This window comes from Shewanella cyperi, from assembly GCF_017354985.1.
Lineage (GTDB): Bacteria > Pseudomonadota > Gammaproteobacteria > Enterobacterales > Shewanellaceae > Shewanella > Shewanella cyperi.
The window spans coordinates 2,777,842-2,797,339 of sequence record NZ_CP071501.1; the positions used below are offsets into that span (position 1 = coordinate 2,777,842).

Here is a 19,498-nt window from a genome sequence, read left to right on the forward strand (position 1 = left end):
AAGAGTTATTCCATTGTGACTGAAATCTGGGATTCTTGCATGCGTTTTTTTGCCAGTCGCTTGGTGCGATCCCTGATGTCACCGGCCAATTGACCACAGGCGGCATCAATGTCGTCACCACGGGTTTTGCGCACTATCACGGTCAGGCCATAGTCCATCAGCACCTTGGAGAAACGGTCGATGCGGGAATTGGAGGAGCGGCCATAGGGCGAACCCGGATAGGGGTTAAATGGTATCAAGTTGATTTTGCAAGGGGTATCCTTCATCAACTCGGCCAATTCATGGGCCTGTTCGGTGCTGTCGTTGATATGATCCAGCATCACGTACTCCACTGTTACCCGGCCACGGTTGGCATTGGATTTCTCCAGGTAACGGCGGATCCCGGCGAGGAACTCCTGCAATGGGTACTTCTTGTTGATTGGCACCAGCACATCGCGCAGCTCATCATTGGGGGCGTGAATGCTCACCGCCAGGGCCACATCGAGGGCATCACCCAGCTTATCCAGCGCCGGCACCACACCCGAGGTGGACACAGTCACCCGACGTTTGGACAGGGCAAAACCGAAATCGTCCAGCATGATATCCATGGCGGGAATAACATTGGCCAGGTTCAGCAGCGGCTCACCCATGCCCATCATCACCACGTTGGTGACGGGGCGCTCGCCGGTTTCCTTCTGGAAACCGAGGAAGTGGGACACGCGCCAGATTTGACCAACGATTTCAGATACCGTCAGGTTACGGTTAAAGCCCTGCTGGGCCGTGGAACAGAAGGTACATTCCAGGGCGCAACCCACCTGGGACGAGACACACAGGGTGGCGCGGTCGTCTTCCGGAATATACACGGTTTCCACTTCCTGCCCCTGACCCACGTTAATGGCAAACTTGATGGTGCCATCCTTGGACTTCTGGAAGCTGGAAATTTCCGGCGCCACAATCTCGCAACGGGCCGCAAGTTTACCCCGCAGCACCTTGTTAATATTGGTCATCTGTTCGAAGTCACTGACGCCAAAGTGATAAATCCACTTCATCAACTGATCGGCACGAAATGGCTTCTCGCCCAGTTCGGCAAACAGCGCCCGCATCGCCTTGCGATCCAGGTCCAGTAGATTGATTTTCTTTTCACTCATTCGTCTAACCTCAAACAGTCATCCCCGGAACGGGGGCCGCGAATTATACCGATCCAGCGGGATTTTGACCAGCAGCGATAGCAAGACTGTGTTACCATCTGCCGCTCATTGCTGCAAGGCAAAGACACAGGTCAGCCCTTCCTTTCATATTATCTGCCTTGGGCCTATTTACCGCCATGGCAAAGCATCCGGACTGGCCCTCGCCCGCAGACAATGGCTCCCGTTCAGACAGCACATGGCCACCTGGCCAGGAATTTGAGATTTGCAGCATTCAAGCAGTTACCGGCTGACCCTAGCCCACATCAATGACACCCATTCCAATTTCGACCCCAGCATGCAGCAATTTCAGCTGCAATTTGGGGGGAAGTCACTGCGCGTGCGCAGTCACAGCGGCGGCTATGCCCGCATTGCCTTTCAGATAAACCAAGCCAGGGACGCCGCCCTCGCCCGCCAAGAGTCATTTTTGTTTTTGCACGGCGGCGACAGTTTCCAGGGCACCTTGTACTTCAGCCAGTTCAAAGGCAAGGCCAACGCCCACCTGCTTAATCTGCTGGCGCCGGACGCCATGGTGCTGGGCAACCACGAAATTGATGCCGGCAATGGCCCGGTGCGCAGTTTTCTCGACCGCATCGACTTTCCACTGCTGGCCGGCAACATGGATTTAAGCCAGGAAGTCCCCGGTAAGGCAGCCGCCCTCGCGGGACACCCGCAACTGCTTGATTACGACAATGCCAGCGGTTGTGCCAAGGTGCTGCTTAAGCCACTGGGCGATCGCACCCTGGCTATTTTCGGCATCACGCTCGACCAGATGGCGATTATCGCCAGGCCCGATCCAGACACCCTGTTTGTCAATGCCATCGACTGTTGCCGCCGCACCGTCACTGCGCTCAAGGCCAAGGGCATAGACCACATCATAGTGCTGAGTCACCTGGGGCTGGATCAGGACAGGGAGCTGGCCGCCGCCGTGCCAGGCATCAGCCTGATAGTGGGCGGTCACAGCCATACCCTGCAGGGGGATTTCAGTGAGTTGGGCTTGGGAGACATGACCTATGGTGAGCGCATTAATGGCTGCCCCATCGTCCATGCAGGCAAGTATGCCGAAACCCTGGGATTGGCCAGCATCAGTTTCGATGCCAACGGCCGGGTTGAGCTCCTTGAAGGCAACAATTTCTTTATGCTGGATGAGCAATTGATCGTCGAAGCTGGAGACAGTGAGTTCGACTACCACGATGTGCTCGCCCACCTCAAGCGCCATCCGGGGATCCTCTGGTCAGAGGAAGATGCCGGGGTCAAACGCGCAATTGAGGAAAACTACCACCCGGCCATCCATGCCATGGAACACCAGGTGCTGGCATTCGTCCCCCGGGAATTGGTGCACAGCCGCTTGCCCAGTAAAGTCCTGCCCCACGGCAGTGAGCTGGCTCCCTGGGTCAGTCGCAGCATGTACGAGGAATCCAGGCAACTGGATGCCAGGGTGCAGTTTGCCCTGCACAATGCCGGCGGGGTGCGCCAGTCCCTGTCCCAGGGACAGGTGACTGTTGCCGACGTGCTCGGCCGCTTGTTACCCTTCGAGTTGCCCCTGGTCAAATACGCTATCGAAGGCCGCTTTCTGTACCAGGCGCTGGAATCGGCCATCAATGCCGCCACCAACAACAGCGTGATAGGCACGGGCGCCGGCAGTTTTCCCTATACCTACGGACTCAAATACCATTACGACGGCCGCAAACCCTTGGGGGAGCGAATTCTGTCACTGCATCTGCAGCATGACGGCCAATGGCGTCCCCTGGAAGCACATGAATTGGTGATTGGGGTATCCACTGCCTATACCGCTTCCGGTAAAGAGGGTTACCAGGCGCTGCAGTCCTGCGCCTGGCAGGAAACCGTGGCGGAACTCACCCTGCCCGGCGCCTTTATGGGCTTTATCCGGCGCCACGCCAACCTCGACGAACCTCTGGCACCTCAGCTGCACTATATCAGTCACAGATAGGGTCTTAGCCACAGCCGGTTACTGACCGACTGACTAGAGGCCCCAATCCAAATTGGGCAGGCGCTCGACAAACCAGTTCAGCGCCTTGCCCACCTCGCCTTTACGCCAGGCCAGATACAAGGTCTGCGCCGGCCTTGGCAATTCCACCCTGCGATCCACCAGATCCCCGTGGGCCAGCTCATGGCGGATCAGATGTCTGGGCAAAAAGCCGGTGCCGAGCCCCATGCGCTGGGCCTTTATCTTGGTGGCCATGCTGGCCACCCGAATAAGCTGACGGCTGTCAAACAGGCCACTGGAGCGCTGTGCCAGTGACTGGGAACTGTCAGCCACCACCACCGCCGGCCAGGCCGCCAGGGCCTCTATGTCGATGGGCTCGGGCAAGAGCGCCAAAGGATGGCTGGGGGCCAGGGCAAAGACAAACTCCAAATCCCCCAGCGCCTGCAAATGGTAATGACCACGGGGCAGCTCTCCGGACACACCTATGGCCAGATCCGCCCGTCCGGCATACAGGGCATCCCAACCGCCACCAAGCGACTCCTGAATGAGGTTGATCTTCACCTGTTTGCCAAGGGCCACAAACTCGCCTATCAGAGCCAGCAGCGGCTCTTCCGGGATCACAGTATCCAGTGCCAGGGTCAGCGACGGCTCCCAACCGGATTCAAGCTGCTGTACCGCCTCTTCCAGGCGTGCCGCGGCCAGCAGCAACTCACGCCCCTGATTCAGCACCAGCAAACCAGCCTCGGTCAGTCGCGCCCGCTGACCGCGCCGGTCAAACAATTGGCTGCCAAGATCGCTTTCCAGCTTTTGCATTGTGTAGCTCAGAGCCGAAGGCACCCGGTGCAGGGCTTCGGCCGCAGCGGAGAAACTGCCTTTTTGATCAATGGCATCCAATACCCGCAGGGCATCCAGGCTGATGGCGTGGGCCATGACACCTCCAAACTTCAAATTATTTGAACATTCATTTCAAAATGTTCCGTTTTTCATTTGCCAAGGTCAAGCATAGACTCATCATCAGTCGCTCGAAAAGGTATCTACCCTTAGAGCCAATCATCAAAAACATTGAGGAAACTGAAATGAAAGCATTAGTCACCAAATTGATACACAGCGATGCCGGATTTGCCCCCTTGGCCCTGCGTATTCCCATTGGCATCACCTTTATGGCCCACGGCGCACAAAAGCTGTTTGCCTGGTTTGGAGGTTACGGCCTTGAGGGTACTGGTCAGTGGATGGATTCCATAGGTTTGAGCCCGGGTTACCTGATGGCGCTGCTGGCCGGCTCCAGCGAGTTTTTCGGCGGTCTGCTGCTGCTCGTTGGCCTGCTGCTGCGCCCCACAGCCGCGGTACTGGCGGTCACCATGCTGGTAGCCATTTTTGCGGTTCACATAGGCAATGGCCTGTTCATGGCCAACAACGGCTACGAATTTGGTTTGGCCCTGTTGGCGGCTTCCGTGTCCCTGGCCATCAGCGGTGCCGGCAAGCTGTCGCTGGATGAATTCATCAGTCGCCGTTTCAAGTAAGCCGCTGTGGTGTAAAGCAGAAGCAATCCATTCAATGAACGCCGGGCCCAGCGCCCGGCGCCGGGAGAAAGACATGATCCAGGTACGCAAGGCCAATGAGCGTGGCCGCGGCTTTTTCGGTTGGCTCGACAGCAGACACAGCTTCTCATTCGGCAATTATTACGATCCCGAGCATATGGGCTTTTCGGCCCTGAGGGTTATCAATGATGACTGGGTGGCGCCGGGCGCCGGATTCGACACCCATGGCCACAGGGACATGGAAATCCTCACCTATGTGCTCAAGGGGCAAATCAACCACAAGGACAGCCAGGGCAACATCAAGGCCCTGCCCGCAGGTGAGTTTCAGCTGATGTCCGCCGGCAGCGGTATCTTCCACAGTGAATTCAACGCATCGAAAGAGGAGGAGTTACGGTTTTTGCAAATTTGGATCCAGCCCTCAGCCAAAGGCGGCACTCCCGGGTACCAGCAGCAGAATATAGTCCAGACAGCCGCCCTGACGCCCGTGGTCACCTCTGACGGCCGAAGCGGCACCATGAGCATCAAACAGGACGCCACCGTCTATCAGCTTTCGCTGGCAATCGGTGATGAGCTGAATTGGCCTTTAACGGCGGAGCGGCACTATTACCTGCATCTCATATCGGGTGAACTGCAACTGGGTGATGTGACCCTGTTGCCCGGAGATGGCGCCAGAATAAGCCACGAACAGCAGCTGATAGCCAGTGCCAGCGCTCCGGTATCCGGCCTGCTGTTTGATTTACCCTGATCCTTTTCAAGCCTCTTTTCAGGCAAGGGGCTTTTCAATCCAACGCCAGCGTCATACTGAAATTCACCAAGGTTTCGCCGCCACGGGAATGCTCGTTGCGGCTTAACACCTTAAAACCCTGTTTTTCAAAAAACGGCTTGGCGTAAAAAGAGGCCTCAACCCTGAGACACTGCAATCCTCTGTCCCTGGCCTCGGTCGCCAACACTTGATACAGGGCCGAGGCAATTCCCCGCCGTCCGGCGCCGGGGTGGGTGAACAGGCAATCGATTTCGCCCTCGCCCGCCCCCCTGGGTAAAAGGTTGATAAAGCCAAGCACGGCCTCATCTTCCACAGCCACCCATACCTTGGTTGGTGCCAATCTGGCTTGCCATACCGCCAGCGAGCGCAGCTCTGGAGACCAGGCCTGGCGCTCGGCTTGACTGTAGTGTTCCCCGGCACCCTCGGCAGCCGCGTGAAACAACTCGGCTATCTGGCCGAGATGCTCCTCATCGGCCTCAATTACTTTGATGGTCATGGATGTGTTCAATTAGTTGCTTTACCCCAGATGTGGGGCAGTTACCTTTTGTGTGGGCAGCGCTTTCTGTGTAGGCAGCGCCTTTTGCGTGGGCAGAGTCAGTGAAAAATTGAAACTCTCAAATACCAGCCCGGCCCGGCGTTGATAGCAGCGTCCCTGATATTCAAACCCCAAAGCGGCAAACAGGGGACGGGAATGATGGGACGCCTGAGTGCTCAGCTCACTCCAATGCTGCTCTCGGGCCCAGGCCAGCAGGTGCTGCACCAGTGCCCGGGCTATCCCCCGCCCCTGAGCCTCGGGCGCCACATATAAATAGTCCAGCTCGCCCCGCTGCGGAAATCGCGTCTGACAAGCGATAAAGCCCAGTACCGCATCGCGCTCACAGCAGACAAATACCTGATAGCCCCGCAGCCGGGCACGCCAGTGACGACGATCCCGCACCCTGGGTGACCAGATGTGTTTGTGCATAGCGCTGTAAGATGGGTGCATGCTTTGCTGCACAGCGGCATGGTAAATCTCTGCCAGCTGCGGCAGCATGGCAGGCGTCAGCGGCATGATAGCTGGTTGTGGGACTGGCATGGGGTCCTGCTCACTCGTCCAGCAAAGGCCTGAGCATGGGCTCCAGGCCATTGAGTTTGACCTCATACATCAGGGCCAACTGCTGTCCCAGCAGCCCGGGAGGAAATCCCTGGCCATGGAACCATACCAGGTAAGGCTCGGGTAAATTCAGCAGCGGCCGTCCGGCATATTTGCCAAAGGGCATTTTCTGATTGATGGCGAGTTTGAGAAAGGCGGGATCCAAACTGAACTCCGGCAAAGATCTGATGGGCTATTGTCCCTAAAGCCCATCACAGTGACAAGCTTCCATGATCACTGTGGCAAGGAGCCGGATTCAGCCGCGCCACACCATGTCCAGACCAAAGGCACCGCACTGCTCGGGTTCAAAGCCAAACTCACTGCAAAGCCTGCGATATTCAGTGCCCGCCAGGATCCCCAGTTTGGTCCCTTTAGGACAGTGAGCCGAAACATGTTGCAGCAGTTGCTCAAGCAGCACCCGGGCGAGCCCATAGTGAGCAAATTCCGGGCGGATAATGAAATCCTGAATCAAAAGTCCCCAATCGGGCACCTCGACAACCATGGCAACACCGATGAGCTGGCCGCATCTGAGGCCGGTCGCCACCGGCACAGCATCTTCGGCCGTCAGGCGTATGCTCATGGCCAGTGCCGGAGTGGCAATATCATCGGCGATCAAGGTGCCCGCTTTTTCCTTTATGGCAATTAATTCATGCTGTTGTGGCACAACTCTTTCTATGGTGAACCAGGGCCTTTCGATAATGACTTGATCCATTCCTTGCTTCCCTTCGGTTTGCGGTACGCTGGCTGAAGTCCAAGCTTAGTGGAGCCATTTGGCAAAAAAATGACAGCCGCTTTAACCGACGAAATATCGACTCCCCACTCGCATATACTATTTTTTCATTAATTATCTTTTTTATATTCCATTTCCGCTTCACATGTATCCGCCCGCACCCAAGCTCCCCAGCCGCGGGCTCAACTTTAGCGGGACAAATTGTACAAACCAGTAAGTCATACTGTTGATTATTAATATTTTTTTACATTTACACCCAACAAACGCGCCCCGGGTCAATAATTTGTCATTTACCCCTTAAACGCCAATTTACCGTCAGGGTGTCGAATATAAAAAAACGTCAAAAATCAGGTAATTGACCTATCAAAGCACAGTTACTAGAGTAGGTTCACGGTCGAGCATTTCCAAAGAAAACAGCAGGCTCGTTTAGCTCATCTGCAAGGACAGGGGTACAAACAATGATCATCTTGGTTGGTGGTGAAAAAGGTGGCAGTGGCAAAAGCTGCCTGGCCCAAAACATCGCGGTATTCCTCACCAAGGAATGCGGGGCCTCAGTGATTATGGTGGACTGTGATCCTCAGCGAACCACATCGGATTGGATCCAGGCCAGAAACAATAACCCCAAGCTTCCTGCCATCAACTGCGTGCAGCTCTATGGCAAGATCCGCAACGATCTGCTCAGCCTGGAACAACATTACGATTACGTCATAGTGGACTGTGGTGGTCAGGACAACCTGGCACTGCGGGCGACCATGTCGGTTGCGTCCCACATTCTGATGCCACTGCGTCCCAAGCGTCGGGATCTCAAAACCGTCAGTCATATGGATGACGTAGTCGCCACCTGTATGATGATTAACCCCAAAATGAAGGCATCTTTTGTTATTACCCAGTGCCCCAACCTGCCGAGCCAAGCCAATCGCATTGTCGAAGCCAAAGAGGTCTGCCGCACCTACGATATCAATGTGCTCGATGCCATCACCTATAGCCGCAACATTTATGACGACAGCGAAGAGTCGGGTTTGTCTGTCATAGAAATCGAACCCAAGGGCAAGGCGGCCGGCGAGATCCGCGCCATTGCCTGCGAAATGCTGGAAGTCAAAAATGCCGTTGAGATCCGCAATCAACTGCAACAGGCACATATGAGCAAAATGCGAGGTAATTATGGGACTGGCAGATCTCAAGAAAAACTCTACGCCATCTGAGTTGACCCGGGCTGCCGAGCTGCAAGCCCAACTGTCGCTGGATGACTTTATCGACGGCGCCAATCTGTATGCCATGGGACTGACGGGCCGCAAGGCAACGATCATCGATTTCAGCAGCAGACGTCAGCCCCAGGTTGTGGCAAACACAGAACTGAACATAGGCAAGACAAGACACGAACCTTTTCGCAAGGCGACCTTTACCCTGAGCGAGAACGCCATCGGTCATCTTGCCGAAATGGCCCGAAATTGTGATTGGGCAAAATCCAAACTGGTGCGCCTGTTGATAGAGCACCATTACAGGCTCACCCCCAAGGAACGTCACCTGATTGAGGCCGGGTTAGACATAGATTAACAGACTTATCATCTCCCACCCTTCAGGCTGGCAGCACCGGCTAATACTCCTTACTTCAGCTGTCGGCCTTTTTTTATTTCCAACTGACCCAGGTTACTGAACCCAAAGCCGGCATCTATCACCGCCTCCAATTACAACTCGCCCGGCATTCTTTCTGCCCCTCTTTCAAGACCCGGCTTGATATCCATCCCTCCTACCCCCATTACCTGATACAGGGAACAGACAACGACACACAGCACAACGGGAGCGCGGATGCTGGCATTGATTTTGGTAAGTCTGGCGGGAGCCATCGCCATCGGCTGGATTGTCAGCGGTCGCTGGCGCAGCTCAAGGCGCCGGGCAGCCGTTGCCGCCAGGCCCTTCCCCAAAGCCTGGCGCGCCACACTCAAGCGGCGTCTGCCGCTGTACCAGACATTGCCGCCCCATTTGCAGCTGCAACTCAAGCGCCATATTCAGGTATTCCTCAGTGAAAAGCAGTTTATCGGTTGTGGCGGATTGGAAATCACAGATGAAATCCGGGTGGCCATTGCCGCCCAGGCCTGCTTGCTGCTGCTGAACCGCAAAACGGATTTCTATCCCGGGCTGAGACAAATACTGGTGTATCCCGATGCTTTTTATGTGGACAGGGAGCACAGGGACGACATTGGCCTGGTGAGCGAACAACGCCACCTGCTGGCGGGTGAATCCTGGCAACAGGGCCAGGTATTGCTGTCATGGCAAACCCTGCTCAATGACGCCGATGCGCCCGGCTCGGGTCACAACCTGGTGATCCATGAATTTGCCCACCAGTTGGATCAGGAAGACGGCATTGCCGATGGGGCGCCGCTGCTGTCGTCAATTACCGACTATCCGTCATGGTCTGCGGTGTTAAGCGAAGAATATGCGGCTCTGAGACGCTGTGCCGCCGAGGGGCTTCCCAGTTTGTTTGACTACTATGGCGCCAGCAATCCGGCGGAATTTTTTGCCGTTGTCAGTGAAGTCTTTTTTACCCGGGCAGCGGAATTCAAATTACTGCACCCGGCCCTGTATCACGAGCTGGAACGCTTCTACCAACTGGATCCGGCAAGCTGGCAGTGATAGCGTATGCTGAGTGCAAATTTAGCGAGATCAAGACCATGCGATTTATAGCCCTGCTGTGTTTATTGCTTAACTTCGCCCTGCAGGCCGAGGAAGCGCCCGAAGCCGTATTGGATAAGCTGCACGAGTATGCGGCCAGCGCGGATTGGGACAAGTATTTTGCCCTGTACACCGAAGATGCGCTGTTTCTGGGGACAGATGCCGGCGAACGCTGGACCATGGCCGAATTTGCGTCCTATGCCAGGCCGACCCAGGGCTGGCGTTATCTGCCGACCCAAAGGCACCTGCTGCGTCACGGGGATATCATAGCCTTCGACGAGCTGCTCGACAGCCCGGCCTACGGCCAGTCCAGGGGCAGCGGAGTCCTGGTTAAAACGGCCGGGGGCTGGCGTATATTGCAATACCATCTCAGCTTTCCCATCCCCAACGACATCGCCAAGGAGATCACCGGCCGCATTCGGGCGGCGGCCGGTAAGGATTCAGGGGCGCATTGACGTTGAGAAACAGACGTTCGCCAATTGGGTGAAATGGGTGAAGCTGTCAAACTCTTCCCCAGTAAAACTGCGGTCGGAAATGCCCCGGTCCGCATAAAACATGCCGATCACCTTGTTTTCCACCACCATGGGAGCCATCAGAAACCCCTTGCTTGACAGGCGCTTGCGCATTGATTCCGGAATACTCATGCGCCAGCGGGCCGAGTCCGGGGCATCAATCCACATGGGAGTTTTGAGCTCCACCGCCTGGCGGAACAGGTTGTCCTCATCCAGTTCGATGACAAAATCACGCTTCATATCATCGGCATTGTCCCCAAGGACGATTCGGGGTTGGAGCATCTTGCGACTGGGAGAGAGCAGCAGCACGGCGCAGCGGTCCACCCCAACGCCATCGAGGATCCCTTCCAGCGCAGTCAGCATCACCTGATTGATTTCGGTTTTGCTGACGGCAAAACCGGTGAGTTCCTTGAGCTTCTTCAGTTGTAACACCAAATCCGGTTCGCGGATGGTGATTTGGATCTCTTCCTCTTCCGGTGGCAGAAACTTGCCCGGCTCCGGCAGAAAATCCACCAACACCTTGGCACCATAGGCTTCTGCCAATTTGTGGGTCGAACGGGCACACATAAAGGCCTGATTGCGGAATTCATCGGGTTTTATCCCCAACAGATCCGCCGCCTGCTTGATGCGTTTTTCCATCTCAACCGGATCGGGACGCACTTCCGCCAGGGCTTCGCTGAGCTTGTTGGCAAGAAATATTGCCCGGATCTCCGGAGTACGTTCATCGGGGTTATTAAGGGATTTAAGTAATACCTCCCCCAGTCCCCAGTTGCGCGCCAGTCCCTGGGTCAATTGGGTAAAAGAAGCGCCCAGCAAATCCCTCACCCGCGACAAGGCAACCAAGCCATCGTCAACCCCTTCAAGCTGCCTGTCCAGCTCAATGGCCAGCTCGCCGCCCATACTCCAGAAGGCGCTTTCACCCAGGTGATATAGCAGGGCCGCAATAAAGGCTTCTTCCTGTATTTCCTCCTCATAGCCCGACAACATCATCCGGGCCAGCATGGCAGCCTGGAACGACTTGGCCATAAGCTTGAGCAAGCGCTGATAAACCGCAGGAGTCAGGTTTTTGTTTTCCAACAGGCTGGAGAGCAATTTGGCTGTGATACAAATATTGCGGATAGTGTCAAACCCCAGCACCACAGCGGCTCGACTGACCGTGGTCACCTGACTGATCCCTTTGTTGTAGGTGGCACTGTTGGCGACCCGCAAAATTCTCGAAGTCAAAGCATTGTCGTGCATGATGCTGCGACCGAGGATAGTCATGGAGGAGACGTCATCCTTGGCCAGTCTTTCGAGAGTTTTTACCGTGGAGCAGAGGGCCGGCATTTCCTGCTCACTGATCCTCTGGGTCCAATAGTCGACGCCTTTGGCGCTGCTCGCTTGTGCTTTCAAAGTTAACCCGATGTAATTGATGGCTGTTGCGATTATAGACAAGGGAGCGCCCCGCAGGCGACCTCCTAAAACACATCTGTTGCATAAATCATCAATAAATCAAAAAAAATGCGGCCCGAAGGCCGCCAAACACAAGCACGTTGGTTGAAAGCTCCCCGGCACAGGGAGAAAAAACCGAACCCTGCGTAGGAAACAGGGTCCGGGGGAACTGCTGCCGAAGCAGCGGGACAACTCAGTGGAACTGTTCCTCCTCGGTGGAACCGGTCAGGGCCGTCACCGACGATTCGCCGCCCTGAATAATGTTGGTCATCTTGTCGAAGTAGCCTGTGCCCACTTCCTGCTGATGGGCCACAAAGGTGTACCCCTTGCCGGCGGCGGCAAATTCGGCTTCCTGCACCTTCTCGACATAGTGTTTCATCCCTTCACCGCGGGCGTAGTCGTAGGCCAGATCAAACATGTTGAACCACATGTTATGGATGCCCGCCAGGGTGATGAACTGGTACTTGTAGCCCATATCGGACAGCTCCTGCTGGAAGCGCGCTATGGTGGCGTCATCCAGATTCTTCTTCCAGTTGAAGGAGGGAGAGCAGTTGTAAGCCAGCAGCTGATCCGGGTACTTGGCGTGGATTGCCTCGGCAAAGCGACGGGCCTCCTCCAGATCCGGTTTGGCGGTTTCACACCAGATCAGATCCGCATAGGGCGCATAGGCCAAACCGCGGGCGATGGCTTGGTCAAGGCCGGCGCGAACCCGGTAGAAACCTTCGCTGGTTCGCTCTCCGGTGACGAAATCCCTGTCATAGGGATCACAATCCGAGGTCAGCAAGTCAGCGGCGTTGGCATCGGTACGGGCGATCACCAGGGTTTCAACACCGGACACATCGGCTGCCAGACGGGCGGCCACCAGTTTTTGTACCGCTTCCTGGGTTGGCACCAGTACCTTGCCGCCCATGTGGCCACATTTCTTCACCGAGGCCAGTTGGTCTTCAAAATGCACCCCGGCGGCACCGGCGTCGATCATGGCCTTCATCAGCTCGTAGGCGTTGAGCACACCACCAAAACCGGCTTCGGCATCGGCAACGATCGGCAGGAAATAGTCGACAAATTTGTCATCTTCGGGCCCCACGCCATTGCTCCACTGGATCTGATCGGCACGGCGGAAGGAATTATTGATGCGCCCCACGACCGCAGGCACAGAGTTGGCTGGGTATAGGGACTGATCCGGATACATGGTGCCGGCCAGGTTGGCGTCGGCAGCCACCTGCCAACCGGACAGGTAAATGGCTTCAATACCGGCCTTAGCCTGCTGCACCGCCTGACCGCCGGTCAGAGCGCCAAGGGAATTGACATAGCCTTTCTTGGCGCCACCGTTAACCAGCTCCCATAACTTGGCGGCTCCACGCTGGGCAACGGTATTTTCGGGCACGAATGAGCCGCGCAATGACACCACTTCTTCGGCGCTGTAGGGACGGCGAACCCCTTTCCAACGTGGGTTTTCGGCCCAGTCCTTTTTGAGGGCGTCGATTTGTTGCTGACGGCTAATGTATTTGCTGCTCATGGTGTGGCTCCTTTTTCGGGGTGTAGGGGTCCAGCCCGCCACTTGGGTGGCGGGAGAGAGTTCCTTATTTATTGGTGTTTAGTGTTCGCTGCGGGTCAGCAGTTCGTAGCCGGGTAAGGTGAGAAAATCCACCAGCTCATCGGCGGTAGTGATCTCTTCCAGTAGCACGGCCGCCTCGGTAAATCGGCCGTGGCTGAAGCGCTCGCTGCCGACTTCCTCTTTGACGTTGGCGAGTTCCTCCACCAACATCTCGCGGAACAGTCCTTTGGTAACGGCCTTGCCGTTGGCCAAACTCTTGCCATGGTGGATCCACTGCCAGATGGAAGCCCGTGAGATCTCGGCTGTCGCGGCATCCTCCATCAGACCGTAGATGGGTACGCAGCCATTGCCGCTGATCCAGGCTTCCAGATATTGCAGGGCGATCCGTATGTTGAGCCGCATACCGCTTTCTGTCCGCTCACCATCGCAGGGCTTGAGCAACTCACTGGCCAGAATCGGCGCATCGACATCCCGGGTAATATGCAATTGATTGACATGGTCTTCCCCGATAAAGCCGTTGAATACGCTCATGGCGGTGTCGGCCAAACCGGGATGCGCCACCCAGGTACCGTCATGGCCGTTACGGGCCTCCAGTTCCTTGTCACGGCACACCCGGGCCAATACCTGACGGTTGGCTTCTTCATCCTTGGCGGGAATAAAGGCTGCCATCCCGCCCATGGCCAGTGCGCCACGCTTATGGCATGTTTTGACCAGCAATCGGGAATAGGCACTGAGGAACGGCTTATCCATGGTCACCTGCTGGCGGTCGGGCAAGACTCTGTCGGGATGGTTTTTCAACGTTTTGATATAACTGAAGATATAATCCCAACGACCGCAGTTGAGTGCCACAATGTTCGAGCGCAGCTCAAACAGGATCTCATCCATCTCAAACACCGCAGGCAGGGTTTCAATCAGGCAAGTGCATTTGATGGTGCCAGGCGCCAGACAAAAACGCTCTTCGGTGAAGGCAAACACCTTGGCCCACCAACGGGCTTCCAGATGGCCCTCCAGCTTGGGAATATAGAAGTAAGGTCCACTGCCCTTGGCCAGCAACTGATGATGGTTGTGATAGAAGTAAAGAGCGAAGTCCAGCAGCGCACCGGGAATGGGCTTGCCGTTAAACAACACGTGTTTGTCTTTCAGGTGCAGTCCCCTGACCCGGGCGATAAGCACGGCCGGATCTTCCTTTAAGCGATACTCTTTGCCGGTATCCGGTGCGGTGTAGCTGATGGTGCCACGCACCGCATCACGCAGATTCAGCTGGCCCTGTACCACTTTTTCCCAACTGGGGGCCAGCGAGTCCTCAAAATCCGCCATAAACACTTTCACATTGGCATTGAGGGCGTTGATGATCATCTTGCGATCTACCGGCCCGGTGATTTCTACCCGTCGGTCCTGAAGGTCGGCCGGAATGCCGCGAATCGTCCACTGGCCATCTCTGATGGCACGGGTTTGCGGCAAAAAGTCAGGAAGCTCTCCGGCGTCAATGCGTGATTGACGCTCCCGGCGCTGCTCAAGCAGTTGCTCCACCTCGTCTGCATATAAGTCACACAGAGTATGCAAGAAAGCGACTGCCCCCTCGGTGAACACAATTTCCTGACCCGCAATATCAGGTCCGGTAATTTGCAGTGACTGCTGTTTTGATTCTGTAGCCAAGCTCTGCTCCATGATTTTACCTCTTACTTCGAGAGCGTAATGCCAAAACATTACAAACTCGATTTTGACCACCAAATGTTCGTTTTCAACAAAAAATTAACCACGTTCTTTTGTAATTGCAACAGTCAGGAAGTCTAAGAATTAGTCGAAAACAGGTACCAAAGAAACATAAAAATTGGTCTGACCAAGAACGACAAACCCAATTTAATTGTTGTTTTTAGAGCTCTTTTAAAGAGATCGCAGTAAAGAGTAAGTACTTATGGAAAAATTTGTCTTACCAGTTAACCAAGAGTGAGCCAAAGAAATATATTACGTAATTTGTTTACATATCGTTACTTATTAAATACGGTATTTTACCCATTTGACTTTAGTATAATTCTACTTATTTGTTTTGAACTGACCCAAGGGTTAATGCGATATATACTTATTAATCATTTAGTTAAGTCTCAGCCACAACAAGATGAATTCAAACAGCCGTTTAATTTTTACCTTTACGTAATGGTCAACTATATCGCGTTTGGAGAAATGCAATCATGGCTTTACGTTGCCCGATCAACAGCCAGATGGGATTTGGTTTACAGCTTGGGTTTTAAAAAATTTTTTAAAATTTTTTCACAAAAAGGCAAAATTTGACGTTACTGCCAGGGAAATAACTGAAATGCCGTCCAAAGAAACAGGATAAAGACCTGAAACTGGAGGACAGAGAAAAGACTAAAAGATATTGTCAGGTATGCTTGTCAGGCACAGGGCATCCAATTGCACTGGCAGAAGTACGCAGGAGGGTAGTATTCGGCAAGGGGATTCAGGGCTTATTTCTCTCTCTATCTCCCTTCAACAGGGATGCCAATTCGGCCTTACCCTCATTGGATATTCGGATAAGCGCATCAAGATCGTGATGGTGAGCAGCGCCGGCAAGTACCAGCGCCTGGTCATGTTCAGCAAAGGTTCGCGCCATATCAGCGGCCTGAACCTCGGATAACCCAAGCCCCTGTAAAACCTGCTCGGCAGCGTTCAATGCCGAACCGAAAGTTTCCCTGAAGACTTGCTTTACGCCCAGAGCCAATAACCGATAGGCGTGATTTCTGTCCCTTGCCCTTGCTATCAGGGTGACATGGGGAAAATGCTGTTGCACCAGAGAAGCAATTGCCAACGAATCCTCAACGCCGTCCACCGCAAGCAACAAGACCCTCGTCCTGGCGATGCCCGCGGCCATCAACATATCCAAACGGGTCCCGTCCCCAAAATACACTTCGCCACCGAACTGGCGCACCACATCCACATGGCGGGGATCCTTATCCAGCGCCACAAAGGGTATACCGGAAGAGGCCAGCAGTCGGCCACTGATTTGCCCTACCCGGCCAAAACCGCAGATGATCACTTCGCTTTGTGAGGCCTCTATGGCATCAGGCTGCCTGTTATCCTGTTGCTTGCGCCTGGTGGCCCTGAAGGCAGTAAACAGCAATGGCGTCAGGGCCATGGACAGACCAATGGCCAACACCAGAGCATTGACTATGTCTTCATCCAGCAAGCCGCCGAGCTTTGCCTGGGTCAGGAGCACAAAGGCAAACTCACCACCTTCCGCAAGAATAAGGCCCATGGCAATGCTGGAACGCCAGCCATGATGGCGCAGCTTGCCCAGCAGCCCTATCACCAAGGCCTTGGAAAGCAGCAGAGTTGACAACAATCCCAGTAACAACAGGGGCTGACTTAGCAGCAGCCCCAATTCCATACTCATGCCGACAGCCATAAAAAACAGCCCAAGCAGCAGACCTTTAAAGGGCTCGATATCCGTTTCAAGCTGATGGCGATAGCTGGAGTTGGCGAGCATAATGCCGGCAACAAAGGCGCCCAGTCCGGCAGATAACCCGAGCCAATTCATGAGTTCGGCGCTGCCGATAACCAGCAGCAAGGCAAATGCGGTAAGCACTTCGCGAACACCGCTTTGTGCAACCAGGCGCAAAAACAGCGGCAAAATGAATCTGCCGACCAATAAAAACAGCCCAAAAGCCAGCAAGACCCCATACCAAGGCAACACCTGCTCCTGTGACGCTTGAGCCGGTGCCAGATAGCCGGTAAGTAACAGTATGGGGATTACCGCCAAGTCCTGTAACAACAGGATACCGAATACATCACGACCCAAGGGGGTGGTCAGCAATCGATGTTCATTCATTAATTGCACCGCAAACGCGGTAGAGGACAGTGACAAAGCGGCACCAATCACCAGGGCGGCTTGCCAAGACAAGCCAACGAGCCAGGCCAATGCCCCCAGCAATGTCCAGCACAGCAATAACTGACTGCTGCCCAAGCCAAAGATAGCACTGCGAAGCTCCCATAATTTGGCGGGATGGAGTTCAAGCCCGAGCACAAACAGCATCAGAATGACCCCGAGCTCGGCAAAATGCAGTACAGCTTGAGGGTCCGATATCAGCCCCAAACCTCCTGGGCCGAGGAATACGCCGGCGGCGAGATAGCAGAGAATAGGCCCCAGTCCGAGCCTTTTACCCAAAGGGATCACAAGCACAGCGGCCAACAGGAAATACAACACCGAAGGAAGCAGATCTGAGTTTTGCATATCAGTGTCTTTTCAGAAGTGACAAGAATTATTGAGTTATTATTGCCCGGTTTGGGCCAAAGATTGTGCACTGGGTGTATGGGCAGACTTGGGGCTTCCCTTCTTGCCCAATTCAACACAGATTTGGTTTCTGCCACTATTTTTGGCTTGGTACAGTGCCAGATCGGCTCTGTGCAGCAGCGGGTCCAAACTCAAATCATCTTCCATAAGTGAGGTCACTCCAAAGCTGGCCGTCAGCTCAAATGTATGACCTGAATAGTGGGTGTCTATACTTTCAATGGCAAGGCGGCATCGCTCCGCTACTTCCAAAGCCTTGTCCACTCCAGCACCGGGTAAAGCGATAAAAAACTCCTCGCCACCAAACCGCGCAAGAATATCGTCTGGGTGCAGCAGAGGAATTAACACTTCCACCACCTTCTTCAGGGCCCAATCGCCGGTACCGTGTCCAAAAGAATCATTGATTTGCTTGAAGCTATCCAGATCCAAGAGGATAAGTGAGAAAGGTTGGTTCCTTGCCATCAGCTGTATCAGCCGATTCTCGGCAAACTCTTGGCCGGTACTGCGATTGAAGACGCCTGTCAGGCCGTCTCTTTGTGACAAGCGTTTGTACTTATTGCGCTGTATACCACCCGCCAACAGCATGATCAGTAAAAACAGGCTACTGCCAAAAAAGATAATCGAGAACATCAGCGAATTGGAACGCTCTCTTTCATTGATGTTCTGCTGGGCCAGATATTGTTCACGTTCCTTATTGAGCAAGGCAATTTCTCGCTGTTGCTCAACGGCGTTGAATTTCGCCGCCTCGTAGGCCTGCGCCTTAGCCTTGGTACCATCAAGCAATTCCTGGCGAAATTTCTGCTCCAGTGTCTGAGCAGAATAGGCCTTGGCATAATCGCCCGAATCTGCGTAAAGGGACGCCAGTACTTCATAGGCCATTTGCTTAGCCCGGACGTCGCTGGCATTTGTTTCAATGGTCATGTTGGCGTGGTACTTGGCCTTTTCAAGATTTCCGCTTTTCCAGTAATTCTTTGCCAATAGGCTGTGGGCACTGCCCATTTCCATTTGATAGCCAAACTTGGTGTACCCAGCCAAGGCTTGCAGCAATAATCTCTCAGCCTCATCAAAATCACCAAGTTCTGATCTTGCTCTGCCTTCGCCCTTTGACGCCATCGCAACGACCAATGGCAGTGCATGGCTCCCACAATAGGCTCTGGTATCAGCAAAAGCACTCAGTGCTTGTTGCAATTGGTTGGTTTCTATCGCATAAGCGCCTACATACAGCTTGGCATAGCACGTATTCTTGGTGTCATCTTCGGAAACCAGCTTCAAGGCCCTATTGGCAAACAGACCGACATCTTCATAAAGCTCCATCTGATAGTACAGACCTGCCAATCGCACATAAGTTGATGTCTGTATGCCTCTGTCTTTCAGGTTTTCTATCAACGACAAGTTTTTCTGCAACTTATCCAAAGCGCTTGAAAATTCGCGCTTAAGGATATAACCGGTTGCCTGATACACCAAAATTTGTGATACCAAAGGCAAGGAGTTGGTTAAATTAAGGGCACTATTGAGGCTCTCGAGAGAGCGTTGGTAATCACCACCAAACAAATCTTTCATACCACTGAACATCAAAAAGCGCGCTTTTTGGTCGGCAGTCATTTTGGCGTAATCAGCCGCCAAGTTGTCGAACAGTATGTCCACATTGCCCTGTTGCGATTGCAAAGCCCCCTCAAGCTCATCCAAAGCCTGATCGTAATTCTCAGCGGCGACACAGGTCGATACCAGGAGCGCCGCAATAAAAAAAAGATACTTAATCAAGAGTGCAATT

18 protein-coding genes are annotated in these 19,498 nt (G+C 54.2%); 7 read left to right on the forward strand and 11 right to left on the reverse strand.

Translation table 11 applies throughout. From position 1 onward, the window contains the following. Nucleotides 1-5 precede the first annotated feature (5 nt). Nucleotides 6-1,127: a bifunctional tRNA (adenosine(37)-C2)-methyltransferase TrmG/ribosomal RNA large subunit methyltransferase RlmN gene (locus JYB84_RS12080; RefSeq protein ID WP_207320320.1), complete on the reverse strand. Its 1,122-nt coding sequence runs from the start codon at nt 1,125-1,127 to the stop codon at nt 6-8. 262 nt (nt 1,128-1,389) lie between these two features. Between JYB84_RS12080 and JYB84_RS12085 the strand changes: the two genes are divergently transcribed. Beyond that, complete coding sequence (locus JYB84_RS12085) at nt 1,390-3,114, forward strand: bifunctional metallophosphatase/5'-nucleotidase (RefSeq protein ID WP_228290763.1); 1,725 nt, start codon at nt 1,390-1,392, stop codon at nt 3,112-3,114. A gap of 33 nt (nt 3,115-3,147) precedes the next feature. Here JYB84_RS12085 and JYB84_RS12090 read toward each other — a convergent pair whose 3' ends face one another. Continuing rightward, on the reverse strand, nt 3,148-4,041 hold the full coding sequence (locus JYB84_RS12090; protein WP_207320321.1) for a LysR family transcriptional regulator: 894 nt from the start codon (nt 4,039-4,041) through the stop codon (nt 3,148-3,150). Nucleotides 4,042-4,187: 146 nt separating this feature from the next. Between JYB84_RS12090 and JYB84_RS12095 the strand changes: the two genes are divergently transcribed. Continuing rightward, nucleotides 4,188-4,631, forward strand: a complete 444-nt coding sequence (locus JYB84_RS12095) for a DoxX family protein (protein ID WP_207320322.1) — start codon at nt 4,188-4,190, stop codon at nt 4,629-4,631. A 73-nt stretch (nt 4,632-4,704) separates the two neighbouring features. Further along, nucleotides 4,705-5,394, forward strand: a complete 690-nt coding sequence (locus JYB84_RS12100) for a pirin family protein (RefSeq protein ID WP_207323210.1) — start codon at nt 4,705-4,707, stop codon at nt 5,392-5,394. Nucleotides 5,395-5,428: 34 nt separating this feature from the next. On the opposite strand, the gene JYB84_RS12105 is transcribed toward JYB84_RS12100, so the two are convergent. From JYB84_RS12105 to JYB84_RS12120, 4 genes are all read right to left on the reverse strand, one after another. After that, the gene (locus JYB84_RS12105) at nt 5,429-5,908 is read right to left on the reverse strand and encodes a GNAT family N-acetyltransferase (protein ID WP_207320323.1); all 480 of its coding nucleotides are present in this window, start codon (nt 5,906-5,908) and stop codon (nt 5,429-5,431) included. Between the two features lie 21 nt (nt 5,909-5,929). After that, a complete protein-coding gene (locus JYB84_RS12110) occupies nt 5,930-6,487 on the reverse strand; it encodes a GNAT family N-acetyltransferase (RefSeq protein WP_207320324.1) in 558 nt (185 codons plus the stop codon). A 10-nt stretch (nt 6,488-6,497) separates the two neighbouring features. After that, nucleotides 6,498-6,710 carry a DUF3820 family protein gene (locus JYB84_RS12115; protein ID WP_207320325.1) on the reverse strand — a complete coding sequence of 71 codons (213 nt, stop codon included), beginning with the start codon at nt 6,708-6,710 and terminating at the stop codon, nt 6,498-6,500. A 90-nt stretch (nt 6,711-6,800) separates the two neighbouring features. After that, nucleotides 6,801-7,256, reverse strand: coding sequence for a GNAT family N-acetyltransferase (locus JYB84_RS12120; RefSeq protein ID WP_207320326.1), 456 nt, complete (start codon nt 7,254-7,256; stop codon nt 6,801-6,803). Nucleotides 7,257-7,732: 476 nt separating this feature from the next. Between JYB84_RS12120 and JYB84_RS12125 the strand changes: the two genes are divergently transcribed. The 4 genes from JYB84_RS12125 to JYB84_RS12140 all read left to right on the forward strand — a co-directional run bounded on the left by JYB84_RS12125 (nt 7,733) and on the right by JYB84_RS12140 (nt 10,399). After that, nucleotides 7,733-8,476 (forward strand): AAA family ATPase, encoded by a 744-nt coding sequence (locus JYB84_RS12125; RefSeq protein ID WP_207320327.1) that lies wholly within the window; start codon nt 7,733-7,735, stop codon nt 8,474-8,476. Then, a complete protein-coding gene (locus tag JYB84_RS12130) occupies nt 8,436-8,828 on the forward strand; it encodes a CopG family transcriptional regulator (RefSeq protein ID WP_207320328.1) in 393 nt (130 codons plus the stop codon). The genes JYB84_RS12125 and JYB84_RS12130 overlap by 41 nt, the downstream gene beginning before the upstream one ends. 252 nt (nt 8,829-9,080) lie before the next feature. After that, the gene (locus JYB84_RS12135; RefSeq protein ID WP_207320329.1) at nt 9,081-9,905 is read left to right on the forward strand and encodes a M90 family metallopeptidase; all 825 of its coding nucleotides are present in this window, start codon (nt 9,081-9,083) and stop codon (nt 9,903-9,905) included. 38 nt (nt 9,906-9,943) lie between these two features. Further along, nucleotides 9,944-10,399: a nuclear transport factor 2 family protein gene (locus JYB84_RS12140; RefSeq protein ID WP_207320330.1), complete on the forward strand. Its 456-nt coding sequence runs from the start codon at nt 9,944-9,946 to the stop codon at nt 10,397-10,399. On the opposite strand, the gene JYB84_RS12145 is transcribed toward JYB84_RS12140, so the two are convergent. The 5 genes from JYB84_RS12145 to JYB84_RS12165 form a co-directional block, all read right to left on the reverse strand. Beyond that, entirely contained in the window at nt 10,385-11,848 is a 1,464-nt protein-coding gene (locus JYB84_RS12145; RefSeq protein ID WP_207320331.1) for an HDOD domain-containing protein, read from the reverse strand. The two genes, JYB84_RS12140 and JYB84_RS12145, sit on opposite strands and share 15 nt — an antisense overlap. Nucleotides 11,849-12,080: 232 nt before the next feature. Beyond that, a complete protein-coding gene (gene aceA / locus JYB84_RS12150) occupies nt 12,081-13,403 on the reverse strand; it encodes an isocitrate lyase (RefSeq protein ID WP_207320332.1) in 1,323 nt (440 codons plus the stop codon). Nucleotides 13,404-13,481: 78 nt separating this feature from the next. Further along, nucleotides 13,482-15,110, reverse strand: a complete 1,629-nt coding sequence (gene aceB / locus JYB84_RS12155) for a malate synthase A (RefSeq protein WP_207320333.1) — start codon at nt 15,108-15,110, stop codon at nt 13,482-13,484. Between the two features lie 790 nt (nt 15,111-15,900). Beyond that, entirely contained in the window at nt 15,901-17,670 is a 1,770-nt protein-coding gene (locus tag JYB84_RS12160; protein WP_207320334.1) for a monovalent cation:proton antiporter-2 (CPA2) family protein, read from the reverse strand. Nucleotides 17,671-17,709: 39 nt separating this feature from the next. Next, a complete protein-coding gene (locus JYB84_RS12165; RefSeq protein WP_207320335.1) occupies nt 17,710-19,488 on the reverse strand; it encodes a tetratricopeptide repeat-containing diguanylate cyclase in 1,779 nt (592 codons plus the stop codon). Nucleotides 19,489-19,498 lie beyond the last annotated feature (10 nt).